We start from the raw sequence: 24220 nt of genomic DNA, 5'->3' as shown, positions 1-24220 counted from the left end.
CCGGAACCCGCCGAATACGTCAAGATCTGCGACGTCTACGGCGCTGGCTATTTCTACATTCCCGGAACCGAAACCTGCCTGCGCATCGGCGGCTATGTCCGCTACGACATCGGCGTCGGTGACGTGGGTTCGTTCGACGGTGCGACGTCCGCCGATGTTGAGGACGGCGGCAGCAACGACACCTACTACAAGAAGGCCCGTTTCGCGCTGAAGACCTGGACCGGCCAGGAAACCGAACTCGGCACCTTGAAGACCTACACCGAGACCCGCTTCAACTTCCAGAACAACAACCGTGATGCGGGCTTCGTCGGTGACGTCAATCCTGCCTACAGCACCGGTGTTTCGCTGAACTTCGCCTGGATCCAGCTCGGCGGCCTGCGTGTCGGTAAGGACGAATCGGCCTTCGATACGTTCATCGGCTATGCCGGCAACGTCATCCAGGATACGCTGGTTCCCTATGGCGGCTTCGACACCAACGTCGTCCAGTACTACTTCGATGCCGGCAACGGCTTCTCGGCCGTTGTCTCTCTCGAAGAAGGCTCGGGCGGCGGCGTTGATGGTTTCTACGGCGTCGGCACGATCGACAGCTACGTTCCGCATGTCGTCGGCGGCGTGAAGTGGACGCAGGGTTGGGGCGCCATCACCGGTGTCATCGCCTATGACAGCAACTATGAAGAAGTGTCCGGCAAGGTTCGTTTGGACGTGACTGTCAACGATGCAATTTCCCTGTTCATCATGGGCGGCTACGGCACCGATGACAACCTGACGGACCCGACCTATGTCTTCGCAGCTGGCGGCCGCGGCTTCTACAAGCCGTGGGATGGCAACTGGGCGTTTTGGGGTGGTGGCACCTACAAGTTCAACGAGAAGACCTCGTTCAACACCCAGATCTCTTATGACGAAGGTGAAAACCTCGGCATCGCAGCCAACATCGCTTATGACGTTGTCCCGGGCCTGACGATCACGGCCGAAGTCGATTACGTCAATGCAGGCTCGATCGACAATCTCGATGGCCTGAACCACAACTGGACCGGTATTACTGATGGCGACGACGCCATCGGCGGCATGCTCCGCTTCCAGCGCTCGTTCTAAAGGCTGGACTTAATACAAGTGCAATTCCAGCCCGGGCGCTTCAACGCCCGGGCTGTTTTGTTTCGTGACTGGACCAAGGCAAACAGAAGGAACAGGGGGTAACGGTAGCTGAATAGGTCCGTGGGACGATTTCGTGGGATCCGTCGATGGGCGGATGAAATCACAACCGCGTGATCAAAACTCTTGAAAGGGCGCTTCCAAGCGGGTAGGTGTGAATGCCATCCACTCGGGGGTGTGGCGAATGATGACGACCGAAGCGATTCAAGAGGAAGACCCCTCTGATCATTTTTCGATATTTTCTTCTCAAATCTCGAAGATAAAATACAGTTACAACAAGATACGGGAAGTAAAGTCGTACAGGGTCGGAGAGCTGTTTTCAGCATACCGGGACATACTTTGGGATGATGGGCGGCATAAATACAATGTCAGCTCCTTCATCGGCGAAATCGATGAGATTCTCCTCGGAGAGCGTTTCAGCGCTTTTGACCAGGGCACCCTGGACAACCTAATCGGCACCTTGCGCCAGCGCGGCAACAGCAACGCAACCATCAACCGGAAGATGGCTGCTCTCAGCAAACTGCTGCGCAAGGCTCATAAGATGGGAGATATCCACAGCCTGCCCGAGTTCCGCCGCCAGAAGGAGCGGGCAGGGCGGATTCGCTTCCTGGAAAGGGACGAAGAGGCACGGCTGTTTGCCGCCATCAAGAGCCGCAGCGAGGATGCCTACCGGCTCTCCGTTTTTCTCGTCGACACCGGATGCCGTCTTGGCGAGGCGCTCGGCTTGATCTGGAACGATATCCAGGAGCATCGCGTCAGCTTCTGGATCACCAAATCCGGCCGCAGCCGCACCATTCCGATGACCGAGCGGGTAAAGGAAGTGATCAAGCTGCCGCCCACCGAGGGCCGGCGGCCCAAGGGCCCGTTCACCAAGCTCAGCCAGGCGCAGTTTCGCGCCATCTGGAACGATGCCAAAGCCGAAGTTGGTCTTGGCGCCGACGATCAGGTGGTGCCGCATATCTTGCGTCACACCTGCGCCTCGCGTCTCGTCCAGGGCGGCATCGACATCAGGCGCGTGCAGATGTGGCTCGGCCACCAGACGCTTTCGATGACCATGCGCTACGCGCATCTTGCCACCAACGACCTCGATGGCTGCGTCACCGTGCTGGAAACGCCTCGCAGCGGGGCGGCGGCTGGGAGTGCTGAAAGCTCTGTGTTTTCGTCTCCATTGACGACGCCTTCGGCATCGCCGAGCGAGCATAAGGCCGAACCGACGGCCGCAAAGGCACCGAGGAAAAGCTCGAAAGCCAAGTAAGCCCTGGCCATTTCTATACTTCTGTAACCACCCCAGGACCGATCAGGTCTTGGGGTTTTACTTCAACTGGACTTGAGCTCCGCCCGATCCAGAAAAGCAGCGATGGCGCCGAGCAGGCCGCCGGTCTCCAGAAAAGGCGCGTGGCCCTGGCCCTCGACCGTGATCGTCTGGATATCGCGATGCCGCTTTCGCATCTGTTCGAGCGTTTCGACGGATAGCAGTTTCGAATTGGCGCCGCGTATGGCAAGCAACGGGATTGCCGCCAGCGCCTCGAATTGCGGCCACAGATCAGGCAGCGGCTGGGTGAGGTCGAGACCTGCCAGCGTCTGGATCAGTCGAGGGTCGAAATCCGGCAACAGCCCCTCCTCTGTCTCGCGGTAGAGCGCCCACACCATCCGTTCCCAATCCGCAGCGCTCAGGGCAGGGAAGTCGCCGCCATGCGCACCGCGCTGGGCACTGATCGCCTCGGCACGGGTTTTCGGCTTCGGCGAGGGATCGAGATAGGAGCGGATATGGGCAAAGCCGTCGGCCTCGACCACGGGGCCGATGTCGTTGAGGACAATGGCTTTCAGCACGGATGGCTTCATAGCACCGAGCACATGGATGATCAGCCCGCCCCGCGACGTGCCGACGAAGGCCGCTTCCTCAATCCCCAGCGCTCCCAGCCCGGCGAGGATATCGCCAGCTTCGACGCCGACATTGTAGTGGCTGATATCGGGGTCATAGGCGGATTGTCCGCGTCCGCGATAGTCGAAGGCGACAATTTTTCTCGCCGCCCGCCCCGACAGATGCAGCGCCAACTCGTGGAAATCGCGGGCATTGCGGGTCAGGCCCGGCAAGCAGACGACCGGCCAGTGGCCGGAGTTTGCTTCGCCATAGATGCGGGCATGGAGTTTTAGCCCGTCGGGCGAGGCGTAGAAGAAATCGGAAAAGCCTTCGGTCATCTGAACTCGATTCCTACCTGCCGGATCGTCTCCCGACTGCTACAGGCGAGGGCGGGCGCGGTCAAATGAGCAGGGCTCCTCCTTCTCCCCTTGTTGTGGGAGAAGGTGAATCGGCGCGCAGCGCTGAGACGGTTGAGGTGTGCTGGAAGCAATGAGGCGTCGGCGTTCCCTGGAACACCCCTCATCCGACCGAGCTTGGCTCGGCCTTCTTCTCCCACAAGGGGAGAAGGAGGAGCCTCAACTCCGTCCGTTCACCAGGTCTCCCACGATGTCGTACTTGCCGGAAATACGCATCTTGTAGACCTCGTAGTTCTCCATCACGCGCTGCACGTAACTTCTTGTTTCCGTGTAGGGAATCCGCTCGATCCAGTCGACGACCGCATCCACGTCCTTGCCGCGCGGGTCGCCATATTTGGCCACCCACTGGGCGGCGCGGTTGGGGCCGGCATTGTAGCCGGCGAAGGTCAGCACGTAGGAGCCGTTGAAGCGGCCGAGCTGTTCGCCGAGGAAGGCGGCGCCCAGCGTCGCGTTGTAGCCGGCATCGGTGGTCAGCCGCGCCTGCGAGAAAGTCATGCCCGCCTTCTTCGCCAACTGCTTGGCGGTCCCCGGCATGAGCTGCAACAGCCCGCGTGCTCCGGCGCTGGAGACCGCGCCGATGTTGAATTCGCTTTCCTGGCGGGCGATCGCATAGGCCAGCGCCTTGCCGGAGCCGGAGATGTTGGCGCTGTCGGGAATGACGCCGAGCGGATGCGACAGCGCGCCAACGTCGATGCCGCGCGCGCCGGCGATTTTGCCGACTTTCAGCGCCAGGAAATGGTTGCCCTGCTTTTCAGCCATCATGGCCAGCAGCGCCAGTTCTCCCGGACTGGTCAATTGCCCGGCAAGGTCGCGGTAAAGCGTATCGGCATAGCGCTCGTAGCCGGCCTCCTGCAGCCGCTTGATGGCGCTGACGGCCTCGCGGCCGGCGAAGTTCTGCCGGTCAGCCGCGCTCGGCTGCGGATAGGCGATGTTAAGGCTCCGCCGGCCGACACGCTCGCCGGCGAGCTGGCCGTAGAAGGTGGTGCCGTATGTGGCGGCGCGGGTGAAGTAGTCCTTGGCGCTGCCGGGGCCGCCGGCTTCGGCGGTACGGCCAAGCCAGTAATAGGCGCGCGACAGCGACATCGGCCCCTGGGCGAGATCGGCGATCCGCGCGAAGTGCTTGGCGGCGGTGTCGGGGTCGTTGAGGCCGCGCAGCGCGTACCAGCCGGCATGGAACTCGGCTTCAGCTGCGTTGGCGGCGCTTTCGGCGGCGTGTGCCGCGACGATTTTATAGGCGGTCTTCATGTCGCCCTGGTCGACCAGTTCGCGCGACAGCACGCGGCGCTCGACCCACCAGGCGTCCGGATCGACCAGCGCGTCACGGTCGGCCGGCGCCTGCATCACCACCGCGGCAGCGTCGGAAAACTTATCCTGCTTACGCAGATATTCGGCCTCGGCGAAGAGATAGCCGGCCGAACGCTGTGCGGCGGGCACCGCCTTTAGCAGTCTGGCGGTGTTCTTGTCGCCCTTGGCCGCTGCCGCCCACGCATCGGCCAGTTGCTGGGCGCCTGCGAGACCAGCGACGCGCAGCGCCGAATTGACCCGGTCGGCATAGAACATGCGCTCCATGCGGTAACGGTGGTCGGCGGCAGGGATGAGCTTGCCGAATTCCTGAACGATTGCCGCCTCGTCCCTGGCTTCCAGCTTTTCAGTGCGCCAGAACGGCGACAGCACCGAGCGTGCCGCCTTGGCATTGCCCAGCGCCAGGTAGGAGCGTGCCAGGATCACCACGCCCTCTGGCGTCCGCGGCTGGCTGCCGCCAAAGGCCTGGACCACGACTTGCGGGGCGGGGTTCTCGCGGTAGAGCGCGCGCTCGCTGTTTTCGCGCAAGGCCATCGTGCCTGGCCAGGCCGGCAACATCTTGGCGGCATCGGCAATGTCGCCGCTCGGCACCTGATCGCCGCCATAGAGCGCGATCGCCCAGGCAAGGATATGCCGGTCGAGCGAATTGGCCGGCAGGCTCTCGCGCACCTGGCGCGCACGGGCAATGTCGTTGGCCGCCAGCGCATCGAGGCCGCTCTTCAACCTGGTGATGCTGGCGGTTGGGGAGGTATCTTGCTTGTCTTGCAGGCTCGGCATCGGGATGGCCGATGTGACCTGTACATCGACGTTGCTGCCGACCGCCACGCCCGGCATCAGCATGGCAGTGGCGCCAAGCAGAGCGAAAAGGTGAGGCCGTCCGGTCGGCATGGTTTGCGTCATTCCTGTCTTTGCACAGACCAAAAGGCACAGATATTCTGAAGCCTAGTCGCCCGTGGTGAAGAGCACGTAAACAAAAGCTTATCGAGGTCGTTCAAATTGCGCTTGCTGGCACCAATGCGCGTCGCGTCTGAACGGATTCATGCGACGCGCTTTGGTTCTTGTTTTATGCATGTCGTTATCCCAAAACCGGTTTCCACTTTTGGGCGACATGCATGATGCTTGCCGCGCAACAATGTCGAGACTATGGTGCGCCGCTTCGCTTTCGGCTAGAAGGCGCCCACGACAGACCAAGAGACTGTTTCGAAAATCGCTCTGGCGAGTCATATGGTGGTGGTTTCGAGAACCGGAGCGCAGCGGACATTTGGGTCCGTGAGCACCGGAAGCGCAGAAAACGCCATCAGATGGCCGCCAGAGTAGAGTTTCCAAACAGGCTCAGAAAAGTCCCAAGGAGTTGGACGATATGCTGAGAGGCTCGCTCACCGCGCTCGTGACACCGTTCGAAAAGAGCGGCCGTTTCGACGAGAAAGCCTTTCGTGCGTTCATCGAATGGCAGCTCGGCGAGGGCACGACGGGCCTCGTCCCGGTCGGCACCACCGGCGAGTCGCCGACGCTGTCGCATGATGAGCATCGCCATGTCGTCAAGGTCTGCATCGAGGTGGCCAAGGGCCGCGCCCCTGTCGTCGCCGGCGCCGGCTCTAACAACACCGCAGAGGCGGTCGGTCTGGTCCAGTATGCCGAAAAGGCCGGTGCCGACGCGGCGCTCGTCGTCACGCCCTACTACAACAAGCCGACGCAGCGCGGCCTCTATGCGCATTTCGCCGCTGTCGCCAAGGCGACCAGCCTACCGATCATCATCTACAACATCCCGCCGCGCTCGGTGATCGACCTGATGCCCGAGACGATGGGCCGGCTGGCTCACGACTTCAAGAACATCGTCGGCGTCAAGGACGCCACCGGCAAGGTCGAGCGGGTCTCCGAGCAGCGCGCCACCTGCGGCAAGGATTTCATCCAGCTTTCGGGCGAGGACGCCTCCGCGCTCGGCTTCAATGCCCATGGCGGCGTCGGCTGCATCTCGGTGACGTCGAATGTCGCGCCCAGGCTCTGCGCCGAATTCCAGGAGGCGACGCTTTCCGGCGACAGCGTCAAGGCACTGGAGTTACAGGACCGCCTGTTGCCGCTGCACAAGGCGATCTTCCTGGAGCCCGGCGTGTCCGGCGCGAAATACGCGCTGTCGAAGCTTGGCAAGGTCGAGAATGTGCTGCGCTCGCCGCTGATGACGGTCGAAGCCTCGACCGCCGAGAAGATCGATGCGGCCATGAAGCACGCCGGCTTGATTAATTAGGGATGAGGCGCCACCTCTCCGCATCATGAATCAAGTCAGAAAAGCCGATCCCAACAACAAGACCGTTGCCGAAAACCGCAAGGCGCGGTTTTCCTATGAGGTGCTCGACACGATCGAGGCCGGTCTTGTGCTGACCGGCACCGAGGTCAAGTCGCTGCGCCAGGGCCAGGCCAACATCCAGGACAGCTACGCATCGGTCGAAGGCGGCGAGATCTGGCTGATCAACTCTTACCTCCCGGAATATCTGCAGGCCAACCGCTTCAATCACGAGCCACGCCGGCGCAGGAAACTTCTGCTCAACAAGCGCGAGATGGCCAAGCTGTCGCAGAGCGTCGACCGCGAAGGCATGACGCTGGTGCCGCTGAAGATCTATTTCAACGACCAGGGCCGCGCCAAGCTGCTGCTCGCCGTCGGTCGTGGCAAGAAGCTGCACGACAAGCGCGAGACCGAGAAGCAGCGCGACTGGTCGCGCGAGAAGGGCCGGTTGCTGAAGGAGCGTGGGTGAGAAACCTCCCGCTCTAGCCTGAAAAAAGCCGGCGTCTGGCTTTCAGGTTTCAAACAGCCGGAGCCCGCGGACACAAGGGATAGTCTTGAAGAACCGGATCATCCTCTGGGGCGCAGCGAGTCTGGTTTTAGCCGGTCTCGTCGCGGCCGGCGGCCTTTTCTATTTCCACACCTTCTCGCCGGATCGTGACAGATTTCCGGTAAGGGGCATCGACGTTTCCCATCATCAGGGTAAGATCGACTGGCCGCGTGTCGCCGCCGACGATGTCGCCTTCGCAGTCATCAAGGCGACCGAAGGCGGCGATCATGTCGACGATGCCTTCGCCACCAATCTGAGTGAGGCCAGGGCCGCGGGTCTTGCCGTCGGCGCCTATCATTTCTTCACCTTCTGCCGGCCGGGAGCCGATCAAGCGAAGAATTTCATCTCCATTGTGCCGCGCGATCAGCCTCTGCTGCCGCCGGTGGTGGATGTCGAATTTGGCGGCAATTGTCCGCAGCGGCCATCTCCCGAGCAGCTGGATGCCGAGCTTGCAGCATTTCTCGGGCCGGTCGAGGCAGCATTCGGCAAGACAGCGATCGTCTATGTGACCGACGAGGCCGCCAAGATCTATGCCGAACAGATTGCCGGCCGCCCGCACTGGCGTCGTTCGCTGGCGTTGCGGCCGAGCCATGACGACTGGATCTACTGGCAGTACCACAACAAAGGCCGTGTCAATGGCATCGAGGGCGACGTCGACCTCAATGTTTTGCAGGGCGGACCGGAGAAATTGGCCGAGCTGTTTGCCGCGACGCCTTCCGACTCTATTCCTGCAGAAACGCCGCGATCTCCTTGAAAAGGTTAAGGAACATCTCTGCTGTCGAAACGCCGATTGTAGCGCCAGGATGACTGGAATCCTGCGCTCACGCCGCGGCTTGTGACGCCTGCGGGCCGAGCATCACATTCGCATCGCCCCAGGCCTTGAGCGCTGTGATTACCGGCTCCAGGCTCCTGCCGCGCGGCGTCAGGCTGTATTCCACCTTCGGCGGCACCTCGGCATAGACTTTGCGAGCGATGAGCCTATCGGCTTCCAACTCGCGAAGCTGGTTGGTCAGCATGCGCTGCGTGCAGTTCGGAATGCGTCGGCGTATCTCGTTGAAGCGCAGCGTGCCTTCGAACAGATGGTAGAGCACGACGCCTTTCCACTTCCCGTCGATGTAGCGGAGCGTGCCCTCCACGGTGCAGCCGGGGCTGCAATCGAATCGCTCATGGCGAATGCGCGGCATGACGGTATCCTTTTCGACACTATGTGCTTTATATGTGCATTCTTGCGCTTGACACACATAATCCGCATCTCTGCCCCAGACAACGCTCAACAGCAATCGCGGAGATCAGAATGCGCGCCGTCGGCTATCAAATCCCAGCCCCCATCACCGATGAGTCGTCCCTCGTCGATATCGACTTGCCCAAGCCAGAGCCGAAAGGCCGTCAACTGCTGGTCGAGGTGAAGGCGATCTCGGTCAATCCGGTCGACACCAAGATCCGCAAAAGCGCCAAACCCGAAGCCGGAAGCTGGCGCGTGCTTGGTTGGGACGCTGCCGGCCGAGTGGTCGCCACGGGTCCGGATGCCAACCTGTTCAAGCCCGGAGACGACGTCTTCTATTCCGGTGCGCTGGCGCCGCAAGGCACCAATGCCGAGTTCCACCTCGTCGATGAGCGCCTTGTCGGCCGCAAGCCCGGCTCGCTCGACTATGCGTCAGCGGCGGCGCTGCCGCTGACGGCAATTACCGCCTTTGAGACGCTGTTCGATCGCCTTGACGTGAAGAAGCCGGTCGTAGGCGCCGCGAATGCCATCGTGATCATCGGCGGTGCAGGCGGCGTCGGTTCAATTGCGGTCCAGCTTGCGCGCCAGCTGACCGATCTGACGGTGATCGCCACCGCATCGAGGCCTGAAACGCGTGACTGGGTGCTTGGGCTTGGCGCCCATCACGTCGTCAATCATTCCAGGCCGCTCGCTGCAGAAGTCGCAGCACTCGGCATCGGCGCACCGGCCTTTGTGTTCTCGACAACCAACACAGACAAACACCTGGCCGAAATCGCCGAATTGATCGCACCGCAGGGCCGTTTCGGGTTGATCGACGATCCCCAGATGCTCGACATCAATCCGTTCAAGCGCAAGAGCGTCTCGGTGCATTGGGAGCTGATGTTCACCCGGTCGATATTCGAGACGGCGGATATGGCCGCACAGGGCGAACACCTCAACGAATTGGCCCGGCTTGTCGACGCAGGCACCATCCGCACGACGTTGGGCGAGACGTTCGGCCCTATCAACGCCGCCAATCTGAAGCGCGCCCATGCGTTGATCGAGACCGGCAAGGCCAAGGGCAAGATTGTCCTCGAAGGTTTTTGATCCGAGGTAGCCAGCCCGAATCTAACTCTGCAGAAAGGCCTCTATCTTGCTAAAAACATTGACGAACATCGCCTCGGTCAAAACGCCCGTATTGGTGTTGTAGCGCGAGCAGTGATAGCTGGAAAACAGCGTGATGCCGCCGGCCTGTTGCTGTCCGCCATGCCGGAAGGGATGGGCGGCAACACGCCCACCCAGCGCCCTGACCGTCGACTGGTGGGCGATCGAGCCGAGCGCCAGCACGGCGCGCAGATTGGGAAACCGCGCAATCGTCGGCACCAGGAACGTCCGGCAGGTGGCAATCTCCGCACCCACCGGTTTGTTCTCCGGCGGCACGCAGCGCACCGCATTGGTGATCGCCGTTTGGACAAGCTCCAGCCCGTCGTCGGGCCGCGCCTTGAATTCGCCTCGCGCCAGACCGTGCGCAATCAGCGTGCCGTAGAGCAGGTCGCCGGCATAGTCGCCGGTGAAGGGACGCCCGGTTCGGTTGGCGCCGCGCAGGCCGGGCGCCAGCCCGACGATCAAAAGCCGCACCGCATCTTCGCCCTCCGGCGGCAGGAAGGTTGGCACCGGCGCGTTGAACCAGGATGGTTCGCGGCGTCGCCATTCGGCGATGAAATCATGCAGCCGCGGGCAAAGCGGGCAATCGCGGTCGGGTTCCGGGGAGGCGACCAAGGGAGCGGGGGTCGGAGCGGTCAAGGCTGCTGCCGTCAAAAGTCGTCCTCGTCGACTTCGGCCGGCTCGGGCCGGCGCACCGGCCTTTCGGACGGATCGCGGCCCACATCGTTCTTCAGCGTCATAAGATCGATGAAATGGTCGGCTTGCCGGCGCAGATCGTCGGAGATCATCGGCGGTTGCGAGGCCATGGTCGAGACGATCGACACCTTGCGGCCGCGCCGCTGCAGCGCCTCGACCAGCGTGCGGAAATCGCCGTCGCCGGAAAAGATGACATAGTGGTCGACGACATCGGCGAGCTCCAGCGCATCGACGGTCAGCTCTATGTCCATATTGCCCTTGATCTTGCGGCGGCCGGTCGAGTCGGTGAATTCCTTGGCGGGCTTGGTCACCACCTTGAAGCCGTTATAGTCGAGCCAGTCGATCAGCGGCCGGATCGAGGAATATTCCTGGTCCTCGACCAGCGCCGTGTAATAGTAGGCGCGCAGCAGGTAGCCACGCTTCTGGAAGCTCGACAAAAGCTTGCGGTAATCGATGTCGAAGCCGAGCGCGCGCGACGTGGCGTAGAGATTGGCGCCGTCGATGAAAAGGGCGATTTTCTCACGAGGATCGAACATGGAAATATCCTTTTTCGAAATAAACGGTCGTCAAAATGCGCAGTGACTATCGGTCGGCTCTTAATAAACCGGCTGACCTCTCATCATTCGAGATAACGCCAGTTTTACGGCAAACCAAGGGTGCGGTGCTGTACTGCAAGCAATTGTGATCGGACGCCGGATCGTTGCTGGCGGTCGGCGCCCCGAATCCCGGTGTTGAATCCCGGTATTGGCCCGGCCCGGCCTCATATTGCCATGAAGCTTGTATTTTGGCGGCGTTCGGGTTATGGACCGCGCCTGTTTTCCATCAAATCCAGGCACGAAAGGGGCAATCCATGGCCCGCGTAACCGTTGAAGATTGCATCGACAAGGTCGACAACCGCTTCGAGCTGGTGCTGCTCGCCGGCCACCGCGCCCGTCAGATCAGCCAGGGCGCGCCGATCACCGTTCCTCGCGACAACGACAAGAACCCGGTCATCGCGCTGCGCGAGATCGCTGACGAGACGCTGTCGCCCGACGACCTCAAGGAAGATCTGATCCACTCGCTGCAGAAGCATGTCGAGGTCGACGAGCCGGAAGCTGACGGCGAGGCCATCGCCGACCAGACCGGTGCCCCGGTTGCCGCGGCCGACGCCGACGACGCCGAAGACAACATCGCCTTCGACCGCATGACCGAGGAAGACCTGCTGGCCGGCATCGAAGGCCTGGTGCCGCCGGAAAAAAGCGACGACTATTGATCCTTGGCATAGCTGCCGACACTTTCGTATCGGCGGTTTCGTGGCTATCTATGACATGCGCCGCATTCCAGTGCGGCGCATGATTCATTTCAGCACCGCGAGATCCCGCCCATGATGCGTCAGTATGAGCTTGTCGAGCGCGTCCAGCGCTACAAGCCTGACGTCAACGAGGCGTTGCTCAACAAGGCCTATGTCTATGCCATGCAGAAGCATGGCCACCAGAAGCGTGCCTCCGGCGATCCCTATTTCTCGCACCCGCTCGAAGTCGCCGCCATCCTCACCGAAATGCACATGGACGAGGCGACCATCGCGGTTGCCCTGCTGCACGACACGATCGAGGACACCACGGCGACCAGGGCCGAGATCGATGAACTGTTCGGCCCGGAAATGGGCAAGCTGGTCGAGGGCCTGACCAAGCTCAAGAAGCTTGATCTGGTCTCCAAGAAGGCCGAGCAGGCGGAAAACCTGCGCAAGCTCCTGCTGGCGATCTCGGAAGACGTGCGCGTGCTTCTGGTCAAGCTCGCCGACCGCTTGCACAATATGCGCACCCTCGACCATGTGCCGGAGGCCAAGCGCCTGCGCATCGCCGAGGAGACGATGGACATCTATGCGCCGCTGGCCGGGCGCATGGGCATGCAAGGCATGCGCGAGGAGCTGGAGGAGATCGCCTTCCGCTACATCAATCCGGAAGCCTATCGCGCCGTCACCGCCCGGCTGGCCGAGATATTCGAGCGCAACAAGGGCGTGCTGTCCGAGATCGAGAAGGCGCTGTCCACCCTGTTCGACAAATATTCGATCAAGGCCGAGGTCAAGAGCCGCCAGAAGAAGCCATGGTCGGTGTTCCGCAAGATGGAGGCCAAGGCGCTGTCCTTCGAACAACTCTCCGATATCTTCGGCTTCCGTGTCGTCGTCGAGACGGTCGAGGATTGCTATCGGGCCCTCGGCGCCATCCACACCACCTGGTCGATGGTGCCCGGCCGCTTCAAGGACTACATCTCGACGCCGAAGCAGAACGACTATCGGTCGATCCACACCACCATCGTCGGGCCGTCGCGCCAGCGTGTCGAGCTGCAGATCCGCACCCACCAGATGAACAAGATCGCCGAATACGGCGTTGCCGCGCATTCGATCTACAAGGACACCGGCGGCAAGGTGAACGGCACCGCTCATGCGATCTCGAAGGAGACCAACGCCTATGCCTGGCTGCGGCGTACCATCGAGCAGCTTGCCGAAGGCGACAATCCCGAGGATTTCCTCGAGAACACCAAGCTGGAGCTGTTCCAGGACCAGGTGTTCTGCTTTACGCCCAAGGGCATGCTGATCGCGCTGCCGCGTGGTGCCACGCCGATCGACTTCGCCTATGCCGTGCACACCGATGTCGGCGACACCTGCGTCGGCGCCAAGGTCAATGGCCGCATCATGCCGCTGATGACCGAGCTGAAGAATGGCGACGAGGTCGAGATCATCCGCTCCAAGGCACAGGTGCCACCGGCCGCCTGGGAATCGGTCGTCGTCACCGGCAAGGCGCGCTCGGCGATCCGCCGCGCCACCAAGAACGCCATCCGCAAGCAGTATTCGGGTCTCGGCATCCGCATCCTGGAGCGCGCCTTCGAACGGTCCGGCAAGACTTTCACCAAGGAAAGCCTGAAGTCGGTGCTGCATCGGCTGGCGCGCAAGGACATCGAGGATGTGCTGGCCTCGGTCGGTCGCGGCGAGCTTGCCTCCACCGACGTCATGAAGGCGGTGTTCCCGGATTTCAAGGACGAACGCGTGACGCTGGCGGCGCCCAAGCAGCGCGAGGAGGGCTGGTCGAAGATCCGCAACGCCGCCGGCATGCTGTTCCAGATCCCCGGTCGCGCCGCGCGCAAGGACAAGAACCAGCCGCGCGACGGCTCAATCCCCATCCGCGGCGTGCGCGGTGACCTGCCGGTGCGCTTCGCGCCGGAAGGTGCCGTGCCCGGCGATCGCATCGTCGGCATCATCCAGCCGGGAACCGGCATCACCATCTACCCGATCCAGTCGCCCGCGTTGCAAGCCTTCGATGACCAGCCCGAGCGCTGGATCGATGTGCGCTGGGACATAGACGAGCGCACCAAGGAGCGGTTTCCCGCCCGCGTCTCGGTCACCGCCATCAATGCGCCGGGTTCGCTGGCCGACATCGCCCAGGTCGTTGCCTCCAACGATGCCAACATCCACACCTTGTCGATGGTGCGCACGGCGCCCGATTTCACCGAAATGCTGATTGATCTCGAAGTCTGGGATTTGAAGCACCTGAACCGGCTGCTCTCGCAGCTCAAGGAAAATTCGAGCGTCAGCGATGCAAGGCGCGTGAATGGCTGATGCCCCCAACATATTTGGAGACGAGGCGCAGATGAACACCGATGAAGTGCTGGGCATTTTCCGTGAAGCCGGCGCCGTTCTCGAAGGGCATTTCATCCTGACGTCGGGTTTGCGAAGCCCGGTCTTCCTGCAGAAAGCCCGCGTCTTCATGCATGCCGACAAGACCGAGCGCCTGTGCAAGGCGCTGGCCGAAAAGATCCGCGCCGCCGTGCCAGGCCGGATCGACTATGTCGTCGGCCCGGCGATCGGCGGGCTGATTCCGGCCTATGAAACCTCGCGCCATCTTGGCGCACCGGCGATCTGGGTCGAGCGGGAAGGGGGCGAGTTCAGGCTGCGCCGCTTCGAGATCGCAAAGGGGTCGCGCGTCGTCATCGTTGAGGACATCGTCACCACGGGCCTGTCGATCCGCGAGACCATCGATTGCTTGCGCGCGCTCGGCGCCGAGGTCGTTGCCGCAGCCTGCATCATCGACCGCTCGGCCGGCAAGACCGATGTCGGCGTGCCGCTGATCGCGCTCGCCGAATACGAGGTTCCGGCTTACCCGGCCGACAGGCTGCCGCCCGAACTCGCCGCCATTCCGGCCGTCAAGCCTGGCAGCCGAAACATCTGATGCGCCATGTACGAAAACAAGCACTTGAGCACACGCCACTTGAATCTCTTCGGGAGCGGTGCGCACTGACCGTGGCGCCGTCGTGATCGCCGGGATTGACCATTTCGTGCTGACGGTCCGCTCCGTCGAGGCAACCTGCGCCTTCTATCAGCGCGTCTTGGGGCTGAGGCGGCTCGACGAGCCGGACCGCCCGACCGCACTGCTGTTCGGCGCCCAGAAGATTAACCTGCACGAGGTTGGGCGCACCTTCGAGCCGAAAGCGAAGGCGCCGACGCCAGGCTCCGGGGATTTCTGCCTGGTCGCCGCGCGGCCGCTCGCCGAGATATGCGCCAGCCTGGCGGCCAATGGCGTTGCCGTGGAAGTCGGGCCGGTCGAGCGAATCGGTGCCCGTGGTCCGATGATGTCGGTCTATTTCCGCGACCCGGACGGCAACCTCGTCGAGGTCAGCGAATACCTGAAATAATACCTATTTTCGGCTGAGAACGAGGCGCATCGCGCAAGAGCGGCTTGCAGCCAGCCCGCTCGGCCTCCGGGCGCAGCAACTCGGCGCATCGTCCAGCATCCGATACCTGCTTCTGGTAAAATGACGCGCTCCAGCGTGTTCAGAGTGAGCGGGCCAAAGCGGCCGCTCAGGCCAATTCCGCTTCCACAGGGCAGTCGAGGCAAGCGGTATAATTACAGAGCCGGCAAATACGGTAGGCATGGTCTTCGTTGCTGACGAACCCACGCAGCAGCTTCGTGGCTAGTTTGCCGAACTGCTGTAACTCTTCCGAATCCAGAGTGGCGAGTGCTGACGCGAGCCCCCTCTGACGAGCCGAAAGAATAGCGCTGCAGGTCGTCTCACCCACGGGCGTGAGCCTTAGCGCTACCGCGCGGTGATCGTCAGGTGCTGAGAACCGAGCCGCCAATCCTTCCGCTACCAATCTGTCGACCAGTCGAACGGCGCCCGAATGCGACAGCGACAGAGCGCGGCGCAGCCTCTCGATCGACAATCCCGGCACGTGGCCAATGAGGGTGATGGCCGCAGCCGCAGGGCCGGGCTCCGGCGCTTTGGCCTGAGCGTCCCGCTGCAACGTGTCCGCAAAGGCGAGCGCCAGAGCCCCAATCACATTCTCGATCTTGGAATCAGCCATCAGGGAAAAATATGTGCTCCAAGCATATACATCAAGGCCAAATTATTATATGCTCGAAGCACATAAATTGAAGGAGACAGGCTATGCTTACCTCTGCAACGGCAACCGTGCCGTTCATGGCGTGCATCAATCAAGCCGGTGAACGCCTCACGGCTCTTGGCCGTGCCGTCGCCCTTTCGGGGGTGGTGCTCCCGCTGCTGTTGATCGGCATTTTGAAATTCACCTCAATCGAGATCGAGGCGCTTAAGCCATTTGTTGAGAATACGCCGTGGCTGGCCTGGCTCTATCCCGCGTTCGGATTTGCTGGGGCTAGCTACTTCCTTGGCGTGGTCGAACTGGGCACAGCGCTCTTGCTGCTTGCGTCTCTCCGTAGCATTTGGGCCGGAAACATGGGAGGCGCCATGGGTTCAATCACTTTTGCGCTGACAGCCTCGACAATGCTCACTCTACCGATCTGGGAAACGGGATCGGGAGGATTTCCCTTCCTCAATGGGTTAGGTGCCTTCTTGATCAAGGATGTCGCGCTGCTCGGCGTGAGCTTGGTCGTATTGGGCGGCAGCCTGCAGCGACTCGTGTCGAGCTTTGACCGGGAAATTGATCGTGGCGACGAAAGGCGTAGCGAGGTGTGAGAACATGACGCTACTCGCTATCTGGCGCAGGACGGACAACCCGGGGCACGATGTCGTGCAACTCAAGCAGACCGATCTCGGCTGGCTCCTTGATGGAACTGCCGTGTACCTCTCGGAGGCGGGTCCCGCACGTTTGGACTATACCGTGCAACTGGCCGAAGATTGGAGGACCACGTCCGGCACGGTTCGCGGATTCATTGGAGCTCAGACAGTCGACCTCACGATCGTCCGCAGCGAAACCGGCTGGACCATTAATGGGCAGCCGCAGCCGGCGGTTCAATCGATGGTCGACCTGGACTACAGCTTCACTCCGGCGACGAACCTACAACAACTCCGCAGGATGAACCTTAAGGTCGGCGACAAAGCGGATTTTCCGGTGGCTTGGCTGGTTGCCGGTGCCTCGACTTTGGCTGTGCTCCCGCAAACCTACAATCGCGTGAGCGAAACCGAGTATGCCTACGAGGCGCCGACAGTACCCTACCGAGCCACGCTGCTCATTCCCGATGCCGGCTTTGCTCAAGATTATCCCGACGGCTGGGTTTCCGAGACCGGCAACACCGGCGGAGCGGCTGACTTGCAGGCTGCGCTCAACTGGTAAAGCTTGTCCTGACTTGCTGGTCGAGATCGCGGCCGTGGGTATCATGACTTGGGTGGCGCCTCCTCAAATCCGCCGCGATTGTACCCTCCTCCAAGCGGCGAAACGCCGATGTGGGCGGGGGAAGCACGCAGTTGTTCGGCCGCCGGTGTGTCGCTATATCAAAGTCGTGGTTGCCTTTCGGCGACCGCAGAGCGCAAGATGTGGCCGTCGAGCCCCTTGGCCAGAGATGGCCGGGCGTCATGAACCGGGAACTGGAACAGAGTGCTTTTTCGACGCCGCAAGCCTGATGGTGTTCTCGAGCGCGTGCGTACCTATCTGTGGCCGCGCCGCTCGTTCTCACGCTCGCTGCGGTATTTTTCCAAGCGCATCCTGCGGCTTAAGGCCACTCCGCATGCCGTGGCGGCCGGTGTTGCGGCGGGCGTCTTCGCCTCGTTCTTTCCGCTCGGCTTTCACTTCATCATCGCCTTTGCCGTCTCCTGGGTCATCGCGGGCAATCTTGTGGCGGCCGCGCTCGGCACGGCGCTTGGCAATCCTCTGACCTTCCCGCTGTTGTGGGGCGCGTCCTGGGAGACCGGCAAGTTGATCCTGCACGAGCGCCTGCCGGCGCAAGGGCCGCCAGCGCATCTGGGCGACATGCTGCACAGTCTTTCCTTTTCGCAATTGTGGGGACCCATACTGAAGCCGATGACGATCGGCGCGGTACCGCTTGGCCTGATCTTCGGGCTGTTGTTCTACGGCATCACGCGCTGGGGCATGGCCGCCTTCCGCGAGCAACGGCGCAAGCGCCTGGCCGAAAGAGCCGGCAGGACCGGGCGGGAAGTTCCCGCGGAATGATCATCGGCATCGGCAGCGACCTGATCGATATTAGACGCATCGAAAAATCGCTGGACCGTCATGGCCAGCGCTTCATCCAGCGCATCTATACCGAGGTCGAACAGGCCCGCTCCGAAAGCCGCGGCGCCCGCGCTGCATCCTACGCCAAGCGCTTTGCCGCCAAGGAGGCTTGCGCCAAGGCGCTGGGCACTGGTATCGCGCAAGGCGTATTCTGGCGCGACATGGGCGTCGTCAACATGGCCAGCGGCAAACCGACCATGGCGCTGACCGGCGGCGCTGCCGAGCAGCTGGCCAAAATCCTGCCTGCGGGGCACAGGGCGGCAATCCACCTCACCATCACTGACGAATTTCCGCTTGCTCAAGCCTTTGTGATCATCGAGGCGTTGCCGGTCGAAGAAGCGCCACATTGATTGCATCTGACCACCGGCATGACGTTGCCCAGCGCGCGCCGAGACTCTATACCAACCAACGCACAATCGAGGACGACATGAGCGTGGCTGAAAAATCCCAGAAGAAATCCGGCGGGCTTGGCGAAACCGTCAGCGTCATCGTCCAGGCGCTTTTGCTCGCGCTTGTCATCCGCACGCTCCTGTTCCAGCCGTTCTCGATCCCCTCCGGGTCGATGCGGCCGACCTTGCTCGAGGGCGACTATCTCTTCGTCACCAAATGGTCCTACGGCTTCTCCCGCTATTCGCTGCCGTTCGGGCCTGATATCTTTTCGGGCCGCATCTGGGCCGCCGAGCCGAAGCGCGGCGACGTGGTGGTGTTCAAGTTCCCGCCGGATCCCTCCGTCGACTACATCAAGCGCGTCGTTGGCCTGCCGGGCGACAAGATCCAGGTAAAGGACGGCCAGCTCTTCATCAATGGCGTCGGCGTGCCACGCCAGAAGGTCGGCCAGATCGACAATCGCGACATCACCGAAGAGAACGGACCGGTCGACGTCTATCGCGAGACCCTGCCGAACGGCGTCAGCTATGACACGCTCGACCTGACGCCGAATTCGATCGGCGACAACACCCGTGTATTTGACGTGCCGCCCGGCCACTATTTCATGATGGGCGACAACCGCGACAACTCCGCGGACAGCCGCTTCACTGTCGGCTTCGTGCCGGACGAGAATTTGGTCGGCCGCGCCAATCTCATCTTCTTCTCGATCGCCGGCGGCGCCAGCCCGCTCGAAATCTGGAAATGGCCGTCGCTGATGCGGGCGTCGCGCCTGTTCCACTTCGTCAACTGATGGCTTTGAAACGCCCCACTGGCGAAACATTGGCTGGTGTGGTGGAGGCCAGGACAGGGCATGCATTCAAGGACATGCGGCTGCTCGAGACCGCGCTGACCCATTCCAGCGCGGTCAAGGCGGTCAGGAACAACGAACGCCTCGAATTTCTCGGCGACCGGGTGCTTGGTCTCATCGTCGCCGATATGCTCTTCCAGCAGTTTCCTTCCGCTCCGGAAGGAGAAATCGCACCGCGCTTCAATGCGCTGGTCGATTCGCGCACATGCTCCGAGATCGGCGTTGAAATGGGGCTGGAAGATCTGGTTCGCGCCGACGCTGCCTTGAAGTCGCGGTCGCGAGGCTCGGGCGGCAATTACCTCGCCGATGCGGTCGAAGCTCTGATTGCGGCGATTTATCTGGATGGCGGCATCGACGCCGCCCGACGTTTCGTCATGCGTTACTGGGAGCCGCGCTCCAGCATGGTGGTCGTCAAGCCACCCAATCCCAAATCCGAATTGCAGGAATGGATTGCCAAGACCAGCGATGCCCGTCCTGAATACGTTATCCAAAACCGCGAAGGACCGGATCACCAGCCCGTTTTCACGGTTTGCGTGCGGGTTGACGGTTTTGCGCCGTCAAGTGGCACGGGAGGTTCGCGCAGGGCTGCTGAAGAAGCGGCGGCCTCGGCATTTCTGCTTCGCGAAGGCGTCTGGCCTAACCAAGGGGATGCGGCATGACCGCCACTGAAGACGCCGCCTCGCCTGCGGAAGCCGCCGCTACCCGTTCGGGTTTCGTCGCGCTGATCGGCGCGCCCAATGCCGGAAAATCGACGCTGGTCAATCAGTTGGTCGGCGCCAAGGTGTCGATCGTCACCCACAAGGTGCAGACCACGCGCGCGATCGTGCGCGGCATCGCCACGCATGAGAATGCGCAGATCGTTTTCGTCGACACACCCGGCATCTTCAAGCCAAAGCGGCGGCTGGACACGGCGATGGTTACCACAGCCTGGGGCGGCGCCAAGGACGCTGATGTCGTGCTGCTCCTGATCGACGCAGAGCGCGGCATCAGGGGCGATGCCGAGGCTATCCTCGAAAGGCTGAAGGATGTCCGCCAGCCGATGGTGCTGATCCTCAACAAGGTAGACCGGGTCAGACCCGAAGCGCTGCTGGCCCTGTCCGCGGCAGCGAATGAAAAAGTGCCCTTCAAGCGCACCTTCATGGTTTCGGCGCTGACCGGTTCCGGCTGCAAGGATCTGCTCGATTATCTCGCACAAACCTTGCCGGTCGGCCCCTGGTACTATCCGGAGGATCAGATCTCCGACCTGCCGATGCGCCAGCTCGCCGCCGAGATCACCCGCGAGAAGCTGTATCTCAGGCTGCATCAGGAACTACCCTATTCCTCGCATGTCGAAACCGAGAAATGGGAAGAGAAGAAGGACGGTTCGGTGCGCATCGAACAGGTCATCTATGTCGAGCGCGACAGCCAGAAGAAGATCGTGCTTGGCCACAAGGGCGAGACCATCCGCGCCATAGGCCAGGCGGCGCGCATGGAGATAGCAGGCATCCTCGAACAGAAGGTGCATCTGTTCCTGTTCGTCAAGGTGCGCGAGAACTGGGGCGACGATCCCGAGCGCTATCGCGAGATGGGGCTGGAGTTTCCGCATTAAGATCGAAATCGACACGGCTCTCGTCAGCCGACTGATCGGCATCCAATTCCCTCGGTGGAAGAACCTTGCGGTCAGGCCGGTTGAACCAGGCGGCTGGGACAACAGGACCTTTCATCTCGGCGACGAGATGCTCGTGCGGCTGCCGAGCGCTGCCGCCTATTCCCTGCAAGTCGAAAAAGAGCATCGCTGGTTGCCGAGGCTGGCCCCCTTGCTGCCGCTGCCGATCCCGGTGCCCCTGGCGATGGGAGCCCCGGCCGAGAACTATCCCTGGCATTGGTCAATCTATCGCTGGATCGAAGGCGAGACGGCAACGCGGGAACGTATCGCCAGCCCGTCGCAATTCGCGGCCAGTCTGGCCGAGCTCCTGGTCGCCTTGCAACGGATCGATCCCACCGGCGGGCCGGCGCCTGGGCAGCACAACTTTTTTCGCGGCGGGCCGCTCAGCGTCTATGATGGTGAAACCCGGCAGGCAATCGCCGCCCTCGATGGCAAGATCGACACGGAGGCCGCGAGTACGGTGTGGGAGGCAGCGCTTGCCGCGACATGGCAGGGTGCTCCCGTCTGGTTCCACGGCGACGTCAGTTGCGGAAACCTGTTGGTCAGGCAAGGCCGGCTGAGCGCCGTGATCGACTTCGGAACGTCGGGCGTCGGTGATCCCTCATGCGATCTGGCGATTGCCTGGACGCTGTTCGAAGGCGAGAGCCGGGAGGCGTTCCGTGATGGCCTTCCCGCCGATGAAGCAATGTGGGCGCGAGGCCGTGGCTGGACGCTGTGGAAGGCGCTGATCACGCTCGCCGGAGACATAGACGTCAATCCGGTCGAAATTGAAAAGTCCCGACATGTGATCAACGAAGTGCTCGCCGACCATACGCGCCGGATGTGATGCCGCGGCGCATGAGTTTCTGCAGCGGTCGCCAGCCAGTCAGGCAGCACCGCTGATGGCAAGCAGTGCTTTTGGCCGGCGGACGAAGCTCTCAGTGCCGTGGTAGGCGACGATGGCAATTGCGATGATTGCCCAGATCGCAACCCCGATCCACTGCTGCTGCACATAGTCGCCTTCGACGAACACCTTGCCGAGGAAGCGCACGCTGTTCTGGTGCGTTACGTGCATGATGAAGGCGAGCAGCACGCTGCCGGTGTGCTGGTAGAGCCAGGTGAACACCACGCCAGCCAGCACCACATTGGTCGTGCCGTAGACGCTGAAGTCGCCGACCAGACCAAGCGGGAAGCGCCAGATGGCCCAGATCACACCCAGGATCAGGCTGCCCGCGAGCGCCGACCGACCAACCAGCAGACGCGGCGTCGCAAAACCGCGCCAGCCGGGCTCCTCGCCGAGCGGACCGCTGAAGACGGCATAGAGCGCAATGATCGGCAGCATCTCGGTTATTGCGGGAATGTTGCTCCAGGCGGGAGCTGCGGCACCAAACAGCGGATTGATCAGGATCGAGACCAGCTGCGTTCCAAAGGGCAGGCCGAACGCCACCGCATACCACAGCGGATGCACCCGCCATTTTACCATCGAGGCGAGGATGGCCTTGACCGAACCCCAGCCGCCGGAAAGCGCCGCGACGATGAAGCCGGGGACCATCGGGCCGAAGGTAAACCAGGGAATGCTGTCGCCATTCGATAGCCAGAACGGGATGAACGCCAGCCAGGGTCAGGCCAAGCGTCAGCGAAAAGAAGACAATCAGCTGGTGCCTTCGCACCAGGCTCAGAAAGGAAGTCATGTCCGGTCCTCGCAGCGGGCAGGGTGGGGCACGAGAGGTCGTCGAACTGCCCGATCGGTCGACTTGCGTCTGGGACTGAACCAGCCGAACGGTTTCGGCAGGCGTCGACCGCGTCGGTCAACCCGTCCTTATTGGCACCTGCGCGGTTCAAAATCCCGAGCGGTTTCTGATGAATTTCCGATATTGTTGGCGCTGCCGGCGATTGCATTTCCTGCGTCAAGCTCAGCCAAATCTTGATTTCGCCACCGAAGCGGTGACAAGCTTCGTTCATGGAATGGCGCGACGAGGGAATCATTCTCGGCACCCGCAAGCATGGCGAAACCAGCGCCATCCTCGAGGTGATGACGCGTGCGCATGGCCGCCACCTCGGCCTCGTACGCGGTGGCCGCTCGCGCAAGCAGCAGCCGGTCCTGCAACCCGGCAACCGCGTCGACTTGTTGTGGCGGGCGCGGCTCGACGAACATCTCGGCACCTTCCAGGCTGAGGCGATCGAGATGAACGCTGCCCGGTTGATGGACAGCGCCGTCGCCATCTATGGGCTGCAGACCATGGCCGCGCATCTGCGCCTGCTGCCCGAGCGCGACGCCCATGGCGGCCTCTACGAGACTCTGGCCGTGATGATCGTTCACCTCGACGATGCCGATGCCGCCGGCGAGTTGGTGGCGCGCTTCGAGCTGCTCGTTCTCGACGAACTCGGCTTCGGCCTCGATCTCAGCCAGTGCGCGGCGACCGGCGCCCGGCAGGACCTTGCCTATGTCTCGCCGAAATCCGGGCGCGCGGTGTCGCGCCAGGCCGGCGCGCCATGGCGCGACAAGATGCTGCCGCTGCCTGCCTTCCTGCAGCGCGGCTCCGGCCTGCGCGCCGATCCGGCGGCGATCGAGGATGCTTTCCGGCTGACCGGCTTCTTCTTTTCTCGCCATGTCTACGAACCGCGCGGCATCGAGCCGCCCGGCGCCCGCGCCGGCTTCCTCGCGGCGCTGCGCAAGCACTACGCGCCTGGCAAGCCCGTCGCTGGAGAAGCCGTCGCCGGAGAGATCACCAGATGAGCGAAGTGGAGCTCTATCCCGGCCGGGTTTCGCCGCTCGGCCTCGGCACAATTCCGCACGCGGACATCCTGGAATACACTGGACTTGAGTTGCTCCAGCGCATTATCGACAACAAATATCCGGCGCCGCCGATTTCCTTCCAGCTTAGTTTCGATCTTACCGAAGTGTCGGAAGGACGCGCGGTGTTCCGCGGCATGCCGAATGAGCGCTATCTCAACCCGCTCGGTGGCGTGCATGGCGGCTGGGCCGCGACACTCCTGGATTCGGCGCTGGGCTGTGCGGTACAGACGCTGCTCGACAGGGGCGAGGCCTATACGACGGCGGAATTCAAGGTGAACCTGACGCGGCCGATCACGCCGAAGACCGGTGAGGTGGTTTGCGAGGGCAAGGTGGTGCACAAGGGCCGCACGCTGGCGGTTTCGGAAGCGACGCTGAAGGATGCCAATGGCAAGCTGCTGGCTTTCGGCACCGAAACATGCTCGATCTTTCCGGCGGCCAATCTGGCGGCGCGCTGAATTTGCGTCGCCGCCTGGCGGCCGTATTGTCCGGTCGTCG

Annotated in this window: 27 protein-coding genes; 20 read left to right on the top strand and 7 right to left on the bottom strand. The window is 62.2% G+C overall.

Features of this window, described 5'->3' with window-relative positions:
• Together OHD62_RS21380 and OHD62_RS21375 are read left to right on the top strand one after the other, a co-directional pair.
• Positions 1-1092, top strand: a 1092-nt coding sequence (locus OHD62_RS21380; protein ID WP_263786693.1) for a porin, incomplete at its 5' end; no start/stop codon positions are given.
• Between the two features lie 241 nt (positions 1093-1333).
• Positions 1334-2404 carry a tyrosine-type recombinase/integrase gene (locus OHD62_RS21375; protein WP_263786691.1) on the top strand — a complete coding sequence of 357 codons (1071 nt, stop codon included), beginning with the start codon at positions 1334-1336 and terminating at the stop codon, positions 2402-2404.
• A gap of 62 nt (positions 2405-2466) precedes the next feature.
• On the opposite strand, the gene OHD62_RS21370 is transcribed toward OHD62_RS21375, so the two are convergent.
• Both OHD62_RS21370 and OHD62_RS21365 read right to left on the bottom strand, forming a co-directional pair.
• Positions 2467-3348, bottom strand: coding sequence for an alpha/beta fold hydrolase (locus OHD62_RS21370; RefSeq protein WP_263786688.1), 882 nt, complete (start codon positions 3346-3348; stop codon positions 2467-2469).
• A gap of 237 nt (positions 3349-3585) precedes the next feature.
• Entirely contained in the window at positions 3586-5616 is a 2031-nt protein-coding gene (locus tag OHD62_RS21365) for a lytic transglycosylase domain-containing protein (RefSeq protein ID WP_263786686.1), read from the bottom strand.
• A gap of 472 nt (positions 5617-6088) precedes the next feature.
• On the opposite strand from OHD62_RS21365, the gene dapA reads away from it, so the two are divergent.
• The 3 genes from dapA to OHD62_RS21350 all read left to right on the top strand — a co-directional run bounded on the left by dapA (position 6089) and on the right by OHD62_RS21350 (position 8307).
• Positions 6089-6970: a 4-hydroxy-tetrahydrodipicolinate synthase gene (gene dapA / locus OHD62_RS21360; protein ID WP_263786684.1), complete on the top strand. Its 882-nt coding sequence runs from the start codon at positions 6089-6091 to the stop codon at positions 6968-6970.
• 25 nt (positions 6971-6995) lie between these two features.
• A complete protein-coding gene (gene smpB / locus OHD62_RS21355; RefSeq protein WP_006202221.1) occupies positions 6996-7475 on the top strand; it encodes an SsrA-binding protein SmpB in 480 nt (159 codons plus the stop codon).
• A gap of 85 nt (positions 7476-7560) precedes the next feature.
• Positions 7561-8307, top strand: a complete 747-nt coding sequence (locus OHD62_RS21350) for a glycoside hydrolase family 25 protein (RefSeq protein WP_263786649.1) — start codon at positions 7561-7563, stop codon at positions 8305-8307.
• A 67-nt stretch (positions 8308-8374) separates the two neighbouring features.
• On the opposite strand, the gene OHD62_RS21345 is transcribed toward OHD62_RS21350, so the two are convergent.
• Entirely contained in the window at positions 8375-8737 is a 363-nt protein-coding gene (locus OHD62_RS21345) for a winged helix-turn-helix transcriptional regulator (RefSeq protein WP_107652009.1), read from the bottom strand.
• Positions 8738-8847: 110 nt separating this feature from the next.
• On the opposite strand from OHD62_RS21345, the gene OHD62_RS21340 reads away from it, so the two are divergent.
• On the top strand, positions 8848-9861 hold the full coding sequence (locus OHD62_RS21340) for a zinc-binding alcohol dehydrogenase family protein (protein ID WP_263786646.1): 1014 nt from the start codon (positions 8848-8850) through the stop codon (positions 9859-9861).
• A gap of 21 nt (positions 9862-9882) precedes the next feature.
• Here the strand turns inward: OHD62_RS21340 and OHD62_RS21335 are convergent, their stop codons facing one another.
• Together OHD62_RS21335 and OHD62_RS21330 are read right to left on the bottom strand one after the other, a co-directional pair.
• On the bottom strand, positions 9883-10572 hold the full coding sequence (locus OHD62_RS21335) for a uracil-DNA glycosylase (RefSeq protein WP_263786644.1): 690 nt from the start codon (positions 10570-10572) through the stop codon (positions 9883-9885).
• On the bottom strand, positions 10569-11150 hold the full coding sequence (locus OHD62_RS21330; protein WP_006331197.1) for an NYN domain-containing protein: 582 nt from the start codon (positions 11148-11150) through the stop codon (positions 10569-10571). Before OHD62_RS21330 ends, OHD62_RS21335 begins: the two co-directional genes overlap by 4 nt.
• 314 nt (positions 11151-11464) lie before the next feature.
• Here OHD62_RS21330 and rpoZ point away from each other — a divergent pair, with 314 nt between their 5' ends.
• The 4 genes from rpoZ to OHD62_RS21310 all read left to right on the top strand — a co-directional run bounded on the left by rpoZ (position 11465) and on the right by OHD62_RS21310 (position 15279).
• Positions 11465-11866 (top strand): DNA-directed RNA polymerase subunit omega, encoded by a 402-nt coding sequence (rpoZ, locus tag OHD62_RS21325; RefSeq protein WP_263786639.1) that lies wholly within the window; start codon positions 11465-11467, stop codon positions 11864-11866.
• Between the two features lie 111 nt (positions 11867-11977).
• The gene (locus OHD62_RS21320; RefSeq protein ID WP_263786637.1) at positions 11978-14206 is read left to right on the top strand and encodes a RelA/SpoT family protein; all 2229 of its coding nucleotides are present in this window, start codon (positions 11978-11980) and stop codon (positions 14204-14206) included.
• Between the two features lie 31 nt (positions 14207-14237).
• Positions 14238-14816 carry an orotate phosphoribosyltransferase gene (gene pyrE / locus OHD62_RS21315; RefSeq protein ID WP_263786844.1) on the top strand — a complete coding sequence of 193 codons (579 nt, stop codon included), beginning with the start codon at positions 14238-14240 and terminating at the stop codon, positions 14814-14816.
• An 82-nt stretch (positions 14817-14898) separates the two neighbouring features.
• The gene (locus OHD62_RS21310) at positions 14899-15279 is read left to right on the top strand and encodes a VOC family protein (RefSeq protein WP_263786842.1); all 381 of its coding nucleotides are present in this window, start codon (positions 14899-14901) and stop codon (positions 15277-15279) included.
• Positions 15280-15445: 166 nt separating this feature from the next.
• Here OHD62_RS21310 and OHD62_RS21305 read toward each other — a convergent pair whose 3' ends face one another.
• Positions 15446-15949, bottom strand: a complete 504-nt coding sequence (locus tag OHD62_RS21305; protein ID WP_263786635.1) for a MarR family winged helix-turn-helix transcriptional regulator — start codon at positions 15947-15949, stop codon at positions 15446-15448.
• A gap of 83 nt (positions 15950-16032) precedes the next feature.
• On the opposite strand from OHD62_RS21305, the gene OHD62_RS21300 reads away from it, so the two are divergent.
• The 8 genes from OHD62_RS21300 (at position 16033) to OHD62_RS21265 (ending at position 21775) form a co-directional block, all read left to right on the top strand.
• Positions 16033-16578 (top strand): YkgB family protein, encoded by a 546-nt coding sequence (locus OHD62_RS21300; protein ID WP_263786634.1) that lies wholly within the window; start codon positions 16033-16035, stop codon positions 16576-16578.
• Positions 16579-16582: 4 nt separating this feature from the next.
• Positions 16583-17176: a putative glycolipid-binding domain-containing protein gene (locus OHD62_RS21295; RefSeq protein WP_263786632.1), complete on the top strand. Its 594-nt coding sequence runs from the start codon at positions 16583-16585 to the stop codon at positions 17174-17176.
• Between the two features lie 261 nt (positions 17177-17437).
• Positions 17438-18010, top strand: coding sequence for a DUF2062 domain-containing protein (locus OHD62_RS21290; protein ID WP_263786629.1), 573 nt, complete (start codon positions 17438-17440; stop codon positions 18008-18010).
• Positions 18007-18420, top strand: a complete 414-nt coding sequence (acpS, locus tag OHD62_RS21285) for a holo-ACP synthase (protein ID WP_263786627.1) — start codon at positions 18007-18009, stop codon at positions 18418-18420. The genes OHD62_RS21290 and acpS overlap by 4 nt, the downstream gene beginning before the upstream one ends.
• Before the next feature lie 77 nt (positions 18421-18497).
• The gene (gene lepB, locus OHD62_RS21280) at positions 18498-19247 is read left to right on the top strand and encodes a signal peptidase I (protein ID WP_263786625.1); all 750 of its coding nucleotides are present in this window, start codon (positions 18498-18500) and stop codon (positions 19245-19247) included.
• Positions 19247-19963 (top strand): ribonuclease III, encoded by a 717-nt coding sequence (gene rnc, locus OHD62_RS21275; protein WP_263786840.1) that lies wholly within the window; start codon positions 19247-19249, stop codon positions 19961-19963. Before lepB ends, rnc begins: the two co-directional genes overlap by 1 nt.
• On the top strand, positions 19960-20892 hold the full coding sequence (era, locus tag OHD62_RS21270; RefSeq protein ID WP_263786623.1) for a GTPase Era: 933 nt from the start codon (positions 19960-19962) through the stop codon (positions 20890-20892). The genes rnc and era overlap by 4 nt, the downstream gene beginning before the upstream one ends.
• Entirely contained in the window at positions 20888-21775 is an 888-nt protein-coding gene (locus OHD62_RS21265; protein WP_263786838.1) for an aminoglycoside phosphotransferase family protein, read from the top strand. The genes era and OHD62_RS21265 overlap by 5 nt, the downstream gene beginning before the upstream one ends.
• 39 nt (positions 21776-21814) lie before the next feature.
• Here OHD62_RS21265 and OHD62_RS21260 read toward each other — a convergent pair whose 3' ends face one another.
• Positions 21815-22480, bottom strand: coding sequence for a CPBP family intramembrane glutamic endopeptidase (locus OHD62_RS21260; protein ID WP_263786621.1), 666 nt, complete (start codon positions 22478-22480; stop codon positions 21815-21817).
• Positions 22481-22888: 408 nt separating this feature from the next.
• Here OHD62_RS21260 and recO point away from each other — a divergent pair, with 408 nt between their 5' ends.
• Together recO and OHD62_RS21250 are read left to right on the top strand one after the other, a co-directional pair.
• Positions 22889-23665 carry a DNA repair protein RecO gene (gene recO, locus OHD62_RS21255; RefSeq protein ID WP_263786620.1) on the top strand — a complete coding sequence of 259 codons (777 nt, stop codon included), beginning with the start codon at positions 22889-22891 and terminating at the stop codon, positions 23663-23665.
• The gene (locus OHD62_RS21250; RefSeq protein WP_263786618.1) at positions 23662-24180 is read left to right on the top strand and encodes a PaaI family thioesterase; all 519 of its coding nucleotides are present in this window, start codon (positions 23662-23664) and stop codon (positions 24178-24180) included. The genes recO and OHD62_RS21250 overlap by 4 nt, the downstream gene beginning before the upstream one ends.
• Positions 24181-24220: the final 40 nt, after the last annotated feature.

Source organism: Mesorhizobium sp. YC-39 (genome assembly GCF_025753795.1).
Taxonomy (GTDB): Bacteria; Pseudomonadota; Alphaproteobacteria; order Rhizobiales; family Rhizobiaceae; genus Mesorhizobium.
This window is presented reverse-complemented; position numbering and strand designations above follow the sequence as displayed.

Bases quoted from the DNA above. Each gene is read 5' to 3' on its own strand.
- OHD62_RS21260 (WP_263786621.1), bottom strand. From the start codon at position 22,480: ATGGTCCCCGGCTTCATCGTCGCGGCGCTTTCCGGCGGCTGGGGTTCG.
- lepB (WP_263786625.1), top strand. From the start codon at position 18,498: ATGAGCGTGGCTGAAAAATCCCAGAAGAAATCCGGCGGGCTTGGCGAA.
- pyrE (WP_263786844.1), top strand. From the start codon at position 14,238: ATGAACACCGATGAAGTGCTGGGCATTTTCCGTGAAGCCGGCGCCGTT.
- OHD62_RS21320 (WP_263786637.1), top strand. From the start codon at position 11,978: ATGATGCGTCAGTATGAGCTTGTCGAGCGCGTCCAGCGCTACAAGCCT.
- dapA (WP_263786684.1), top strand. From the start codon at position 6,089: ATGCTGAGAGGCTCGCTCACCGCGCTCGTGACACCGTTCGAAAAGAGC.
- OHD62_RS21340 (WP_263786646.1), top strand. From the start codon at position 8,848: ATGCGCGCCGTCGGCTATCAAATCCCAGCCCCCATCACCGATGAGTCG.
- OHD62_RS21305 (WP_263786635.1), bottom strand. From the start codon at position 15,949: ATGGCTGATTCCAAGATCGAGAATGTGATTGGGGCTCTGGCGCTCGCC.
- OHD62_RS21375 (WP_263786691.1), top strand. From the start codon at position 1,334: ATGATGACGACCGAAGCGATTCAAGAGGAAGACCCCTCTGATCATTTT.
- rnc (WP_263786840.1), top strand. From the start codon at position 19,247: ATGGCTTTGAAACGCCCCACTGGCGAAACATTGGCTGGTGTGGTGGAG.
- OHD62_RS21330 (WP_006331197.1), bottom strand. From the start codon at position 11,150: ATGTTCGATCCTCGTGAGAAAATCGCCCTTTTCATCGACGGCGCCAAT.
- rpoZ (WP_263786639.1), top strand. From the start codon at position 11,465: ATGGCCCGCGTAACCGTTGAAGATTGCATCGACAAGGTCGACAACCGC.
- OHD62_RS21345 (WP_107652009.1), bottom strand. From the start codon at position 8,737: ATGCCGCGCATTCGCCATGAGCGATTCGATTGCAGCCCCGGCTGCACC.
- OHD62_RS21250 (WP_263786618.1), top strand. From the start codon at position 23,662: ATGAGCGAAGTGGAGCTCTATCCCGGCCGGGTTTCGCCGCTCGGCCTC.
- OHD62_RS21300 (WP_263786634.1), top strand. From the start codon at position 16,033: ATGCTTACCTCTGCAACGGCAACCGTGCCGTTCATGGCGTGCATCAAT.
- smpB (WP_006202221.1), top strand. From the start codon at position 6,996: ATGAATCAAGTCAGAAAAGCCGATCCCAACAACAAGACCGTTGCCGAA.
- OHD62_RS21365 (WP_263786686.1), bottom strand. From the start codon at position 5,616: ATGCCGACCGGACGGCCTCACCTTTTCGCTCTGCTTGGCGCCACTGCC.
- acpS (WP_263786627.1), top strand. From the start codon at position 18,007: ATGATCATCGGCATCGGCAGCGACCTGATCGATATTAGACGCATCGAA.
- era (WP_263786623.1), top strand. From the start codon at position 19,960: ATGACCGCCACTGAAGACGCCGCCTCGCCTGCGGAAGCCGCCGCTACC.
- OHD62_RS21370 (WP_263786688.1), bottom strand. From the start codon at position 3,348: ATGACCGAAGGCTTTTCCGATTTCTTCTACGCCTCGCCCGACGGGCTA.
- recO (WP_263786620.1), top strand. From the start codon at position 22,889: ATGGAATGGCGCGACGAGGGAATCATTCTCGGCACCCGCAAGCATGGC.
- OHD62_RS21295 (WP_263786632.1), top strand. From the start codon at position 16,583: ATGACGCTACTCGCTATCTGGCGCAGGACGGACAACCCGGGGCACGAT.